Annotated in this window: 4 protein-coding genes; all 4 read right to left on the bottom strand. The window is 62.7% G+C overall.

The window, feature by feature from the left end; translation table 11 throughout:
• On the bottom strand, positions 1 to 1,060 hold a 1,060-nt coding region (locus tag GEV05_29985; GenBank protein ID MPZ47515.1), incomplete at its 3' end, for a nucleotide sugar dehydrogenase.
• A 289-nt stretch (positions 1,061 to 1,349) separates the two neighbouring features.
• Positions 1,350 to 2,498 carry an acyl-CoA dehydrogenase gene (locus tag GEV05_29980; GenBank protein MPZ47514.1) on the bottom strand — a complete coding sequence of 383 codons (1,149 nt, stop codon included), beginning with the start codon at positions 2,496 to 2,498 and terminating at the stop codon, positions 1,350 to 1,352.
• Between the two features lie 166 nt (positions 2,499 to 2,664).
• The gene (locus GEV05_29975) at positions 2,665 to 4,224 is read right to left on the bottom strand and encodes an amino acid adenylation domain-containing protein (GenBank protein ID MPZ47513.1); all 1,560 of its coding nucleotides are present in this window, start codon (positions 4,222 to 4,224) and stop codon (positions 2,665 to 2,667) included.
• A 10-nt stretch (positions 4,225 to 4,234) separates the two neighbouring features.
• The gene (locus GEV05_29970; GenBank protein ID MPZ47512.1) at positions 4,235 to 4,483 is read right to left on the bottom strand and encodes an acyl carrier protein; all 249 of its coding nucleotides are present in this window, start codon (positions 4,481 to 4,483) and stop codon (positions 4,235 to 4,237) included.
• Between the last annotated feature and the right edge of the window lie 2,259 nt (positions 4,484 to 6,742).

Here is a 6,742-nt window from a genome sequence, read left to right as displayed (position 1 = left end):
CGTCCGCCATCGGATCGTGCACGTGCACCTCGGTGCCGAACGACTGCAATTCGTGGATCACGTCGATCACCCGGGAATTGCGCAAGTCCGAGCAGTCTTCCTTGAACGTCAGCCCGAGCACGTTCACGTGCGCGCCCTTGACGGGCGAGCCGCCGCGGATCATGTGCTTCACGGTCTGCTCGGCGATGAACTTGCCCATGCCATCGTTGATGCGCCGGCCGGCCAGGATCACCTGAGGGTGATAGCCGAGCTTGTCCGCCTTGTGCGTAAGATAGTACGGATCGACGCCGATGCAATGCCCGCCGACGAGACCGGGCCGGAACGGCAGGAAGTTCCACTTGGTTCCAGCCGCCTCCAAAACCTCCATCGTGTCGATGCCGATCTTGTTGAAGATGATGGCCAGCTCGTTCATCAGCGCGATGTTGAGATCGCGCTGGGTATTCTCGATCACCTTGGCGGCCTCGGCCACCTTGATGCTGGAAGCGCGATGCACGCCGGCCTTGATGATCGAGCCGTAAAGCTGCGCCACCTTTTCGAGCGTCTCGCTGTCGTCGCCGGAAACCACCTTGGTGATCTTCGTGAGCGTGTGCTCCGTGTCCCCCGGATTGATGCGCTCGGGCGAGTACCCCACGTGGAAGTCCTTCATCCACTTCATTCCCGAGAACTTCTCCAGCACCGGGATGCAGACTTCCTCGGTTGCGCCCGGGTAGACGGTCGATTCGTACACGACGATGGCGCCGCGCTTCATGTGCTTGCCCACCGTTTCGCTGGCGCCGATGAGCGGAGAAAAATCGGGCTGATGCGCTTCGTCTACAGGGGTCGGAACCGCGACGACGAGGAAGTCGGCCTCGCGCAGGGCGCTCGGATCGTTGGTGGGGGTCAATTGCGCTGCGGCCTTGAGATCCGGCGTCGATACTTCACCGGTCGGGTCCACGAACCGCCGGTAACTTTCGATCTTCGGCGCCGAGAGATCGAATCCGATGGTCCTGCCGCGCCTTCCGAATTCGACGGCGAGCGGAAGCCCGACGTAGCCCAACCCAACGACCGCTACAACGCTCATTTCCACCCCTTTTTGCCAACTTCGCCATGGACACCTGCCGGCTGGCAGCATTCCAGCCCTGCTCGCTCCGCCCGGCCGCCCGAAGACGCGAATGTACTCACTTCCCCGACCATTATCCAACGACCATCGTGAGATGCGTGTGGCGCGGAGAGCCGGGAGCACGGGCCGGGATCCGGTTGCAAGATTCAAGCCACCATTCCGGGATTGGATGCCGTGCCGATCGAGCGGATAACGGCACGCACCCGGGCCGGCTTGACCCGGCGCGCCGCCGGCGGCATCGACGGCGCGGCTAAAGACCCAGCCAGCGGGCGATGATGCTCCGTTGCATCTCCGAAGTACCGGAATAGATGGTGGCGCCGATCGCATCCCGCAGCGCACGCTCGACCTCGAATTCCACCATGAAGCCGTAGCCGCCGTGCAGCTGCACGGTGTCCAGCGCCGTCTTCACCAGGGATTCGCTTACGAAGAGCTTTGCGATGGAAGCATCGAGCGCTGCACTTCTCGCGTGCTCGAGCCGCCAGGCCGATTGATAGACCAGCAACCGGCCGGCTTCCAGCTGCACCTTCATGTCGGAGATCTTGTGGGCGACCGCCTGGAACTTGCCGATCTGCTGACCGAACTGGGTTCGCGTGCGGGCGTAAGTGACCGACGTCTCGAGCAGGCGCTGCATCGTGCCCAGGTGGGCGGCCACGAGCAGCACGCGCTCCCAGTCCATGGCGGTGGAGAACACGGCCGCCCCGCCACCGACCGAACCGAGGACCGCATCCTCCGGCACGATCACGTCCTCCAGCACCAGCTCGCCGATCTGCGAGGTGCGCAGACCGAGCTTCTCCATCTTCTGACCCCGCGTGAAGCCCGGCATGTCCCGATCGACGACGAACGCGGTGATTCCGCCGTGAAACCCCTTGGCCGGGTCGGTGACGGCGAACACGATGGCAACATCCGCAACCGGTGCGTTGGAGATGAAGGTCTTGGTTCCGTGGATGCGCCATCCGGCGCCGCTGCGCTCGGCGCGGGTGCGCATCGCGAACGTATCCGAGCCCGAGCCCGGCTCGGTGATCGCATGGGCGCCAACGAGACTGCCGTCGCACAGCCCTCGCAGGTACCTGGCCTTCTGCGCCTCGTTGCCATGACGCCACATCGGCACGACGCAGGCCAGCAGGTGCGCGCACAACGAAAAGACCAATCCGCCGTCGCGGCAGCCGTAACCCAGGGCTTCGAGCGCCATCGCGCAAGTCAGCGCATCGGCGCCGATGCCGCCGTACTCCTCGGCCACGGGCAGGCCCTGGATGCCGATCTGGGCGCACTTGCGCCAAAGCTCGTGCGAAAAGACGTGATCGCGGTCGCGCTCGATCACGTTGTCGTTGAGCTCGCCTTGGGCGAACTTCACGATACTGTCGCGCAGCATCCGCTGCTCGTCGGTTATGGAGAAATCCATGTCTCGTTCTCGCTGCTCTGACCAAACCTGCCTTCGTCGCTCCCGCGTAAGCGGGAGCCCAGGCAACTCGGATGTATTCTGGATTCCCGTTTACACGGGAATGACGTGATCAACCGCTCCCCAAGATGCTCCACAGAACCGGTGGAGCTGAAAGACACCATTGGCTTCAGCCCGACATCTGTTTGAGGCGCTGGTAGTCGATCTTGTCCGTGGACGTCTTCGGCAGCGCTTCCTGCCAGGCGAATGCGTCCGGGATCATGTAAAGCGGAAGCTGCTGCGAGCAGAAGCGCTTCATCTCGATGAGCGAGGGATGCTTCGGTTCGCGGCAGCTCAGGAAGGCGGTTATTTTCACGCCCGCTTCTTCGTCCGGACTGGCCACGACCGCAGCTTCCTTGATCGCCGGATGCCGATAGAGCCCGGCCTCGATCTCGCCCAGCTCCACGCGATAGCCGCGGCGCTTCACCATTCGGTCCCGCCGCCCCTTGTAGGTGTAGTTGCCATCAGCGGCCTCGACCACGACATCGCCGGTTCGATACCAAGCTGTTCCGCTCGCGTCGGTGAGGAACCCCTTCGCCGTCTGATCGGCCAGATTCCAGTACCCGCGCATCACCCCTCGGCCCGCGATGCAAAGCTCGCCTTCCTGTCCCCGTTCGACGTCTGCTCCGGATTCGCCCACAACACGCGCCCGCAAATGCGAGCAAGGCCTGCCAATCGGGTAGGGTATCTCCCGATCGTCGGGAATCGGCGTCGACACTTCGTAGAACGTGCAGACGTTCGTTTCGGTGGGGCCATAGAGATTGAAATAGCGCGGCTTCGGAAGCAGCTTGCACAGTAGCCGGAGATGTTTCACCGGAAAGACCTCGCCTGCAAAGAACACCTGGCGCAGCGAAGAGTAGTCGCGGCCCTCGAGCGCACCGTACTGTGCCAGCAGACTCAGGATCGACGGCGCCGAGTACCAGATCGATATCCGTTCGCTTGCGATCAGCTCCGCCAACCGGACAGGATCCTTGCCCGTGTCCTCGGAAACGAGGACCAGGGTCGCGCCGTGCTTGAGCGCCACGTGGATGTCGAGGATCGATAGATCGAAGTGGAACGGAGCATGGGATGAGAAACGGTCGTGCTCCGTCGGCTGGAAGACCTCCGAGCACCAGTCGACGAAGCTCACCGCGTTGTCGTGGGAGAGCATGACGCCCTTGGGCTTTCCGGTCGAGCCGGAGGTATAGAGGATGTAGGCGAGATCGTCCGGTTCGGCAGCGACGATGTCCTTCGGCGCGCCGAGTTCGCCGCCCGCCAGCGCGCGCTCGAGCCCATCGCCGCCGCCCGGCCGCGCCACCGCGAGCGCCTGCGGCCTGCTCCCGAGGGCTTCAATCTCGGCCAGCAGCGCATCTTGCAAGCCGGCCTCGACCACGACCGCCTTGACGCCACAGTCGTGCATGATGAAGCCGCTACGGGCTGCCGGCGCACCGGGATCGACCGGAACGTAGGCGCATCCGGCCTCCAGGATCCCGTAGATGGCAGCGACCGTATCGATCGACTTGCGCATGCAGATGCCTATGCGGTCGCCGGGTCGCGCCCCCAGTGCGGTCAGACAATTGCGCACTCTCGCAGCGAGCGTCGCCAGTTCGGCATAGGTGACCGACCCGCACCCCGGCTCGACGACTGCAGTGCGGTCGGCATGACGCTCAGCCGCCGCGATGAAGTAGCCATGCAGACCGGTGACAGTCATGCCCGTCTCCCTACTTCTTCGAGGCGATCAACGCGACGATATCGGTGATCGTGTCGAGATGCTCCTTGTCCGCCTCGTGCGCCTGCACCTGAACGTTGAAGGTTTCCTCGATGAACATGACCAGCTTCAACGTGGCGATCGAATCGAGAATCCCGCCGCTGATCAGCGGAGTGTCGTCCTTCAGCTCGTTCGGATCTTCCCCGGGCAGGAAGGCGCTCAATATGAATTCCTTGACTTTCGCTCTGACGGCATCGCTCATTTCGTGTCGCTCCGGTCCTTGGTGTCCATGACGAACGCTTGGCTCGATCCATTGCCCTTGAAGAGCAGTTCTCGCCTCGCCTTGAAGTTCTCGAACAGCCGCTCGGCAACGATCTGGTGGCCACGGGCGTTGGGATGGTCGTCCCACTCGGCGAGCCGGATCGTATTGATGTCCAGGCCCTTGTAGACGTCTTCCAGGTTGATTACGACGAATCCCGCTTCCTGCGCAAGTCGAACCGCCTCCGGTGTTTCTTCGCGCCACGCCCCGTCGCGCACCTGGGGCAGGAAGATCCAGACCGGCTTCGCGCCACGGGCGTGCGCCTGCTCAGCGATATGGGAGTACACGAAGCGCAGAATCCCGGTGCTGTACGGCTCGAGCTGGCGCAACGCGGTCGATTCGTCGAGCTCCGGGTTCAGTTTGGCCTGCTCCATGATGGAGCGCAACGCCGGATAAGGAACCTCGATCTCCTTGCGCGCCACGGCAACGAGATAACTGGCGGCGCGGCTGAATTCCCGTCCGGTCGCGACGTACATGACCGCATGCGGCTCGAATTGCATGCAGCGCTCGAACGCCACCAACTGCTGCGGCGGCTGGTAGCCTGGAACGCCGCAGTTGAGCAACTCGAAGTTTTGGAATGCACCGCCGAGCTTCTCTTCGTTGAGGCGACGCTCCAACAGCGCCTCGAACGTCTCGCCATCCCCCACGCCCCAACCCATCACCGTCGACGGACCGAGAACGATCGCGCGAAAGGTGGACGGACCCGGTTGAAGCTCATAGTCGCGATCGCGCATTCCCCAGCGATTGATGCTGATCCGGCCGTGCATGCTGTCGAACACATACGACGGAATCAACTCCACTTGCACGAATCCGCCGACGAAGCGCTTCAGGTTCGCCCCTTCCACGTCCAGCCAGTTGGACGGCTTCTTCGCGTAGACCTCCCACAGCTGCGAATTGAAGCGATCGACGGAAAGCAGGCTCTCGTAGTAACCGCGCTCCAGCTTGGCGGTATCGAGCCTGCTCAGGCGGCCGCTCTTGAGCGAATGAACCGTGTTCGCCACGGTCTCGCCCATCTGCTTGTGAAAGCCTTCCACCGAAATGCCGATCAGCAGGCAAAGCGCGGCAAACGTCACCGCCCGCTCGCGCAACCACGCCGCCTTCATGCTCGCAGCAGCCTCCGCAGCGGTCTTCGCCGTATCGCGCGGAATGCTGCCGAGCAGGATCACGACGAAGGCGACGCACGGGATCAAGAGCACTTCGAGCGTATAAGGTCCATTCAGCGCAGACCACAGCGAGAACCAGTCGGCGAGCGACTCCGAGGTCCAGAACGACCAGAGGATACATATGAACCAGAATGTGACGAAGGTCCGCAGGGAAAGCGAAAGCACCCGCCGCCAATCCCAGACCTGCTTGCCGAGGCTGCGGCGGCGCCCATACGTCATCTCGTAGAGCGAATTGACCACGACCAGCACGCCGAGGATCGCCCAGAAGAGGATGTCCTGCCAGACCAGCAACGTGCTGCCGCGCAGCCAGAACCACTGGTAGGCGTGCAGAAACCACGTCATCAGGAAGACGTAGAGGGTGGCGATGATGATCGCGTTGGTCGCGCCGAGCTTCTTCAGGCGGAACACGGCGGGATAGTAGAAGACCTTCTGCATGAAGTCCTTCCAGTAGATGTTTATCCGCCGCCAGAAGTCGGTGAAGCTCGATGCCAGCAGGTACCGGTTGTGAGTCTCGGGCAGATTGAAGCCGTAGAGGTGCAGCATCCCGACGATCAGATGGAACAGCCCCGACACACGCAGGTAGAGCAGGAAGTTCGCGACCAGATATTGCAGCAGCTCGGGCGGTCCCGTCACCTCCGAGGGCGCAAGCGTCCAGTGGTAGTAGATCAGCCGGTAGAGGATGAGGTGCACGACACCACGCACCATCCAGTCGACGCCCTTCTGGTAGATGAAGAAGGCGTCGGCATCGTAATAATTGCGCCGGAACGACTTGTAGTCGATGACCGGAAAGAGCGGGAAGCTCGCGTTCGGCAGCATGAAGAAGTACCCGAGCGAGCGGGAAAGCGACACCGGCGCGTTATCATGGCGCAGATCGTAGAAATACACGATCAGCCTGAACATGAACATCGAGCCGAGGATCGGCCAGATCGCCTCGGACCAGGGAAACGGAAGGAGCGCCGCGCGCTGTGCGGCGAGCACTGCACCCACCCCGAGCAACATCAGGCCACGCACCGTGAACGACACCGGAATGTGACAGATG

This window comes from Betaproteobacteria bacterium (genome assembly GCA_009377585.1).
GTDB lineage: Bacteria > Pseudomonadota > Gammaproteobacteria > Burkholderiales > WYBJ01 > WYBJ01.
The sequence above is the reverse complement of the archived record's forward strand: the minus strand, read 5'-3'. Positions and strand labels throughout refer to the sequence as shown.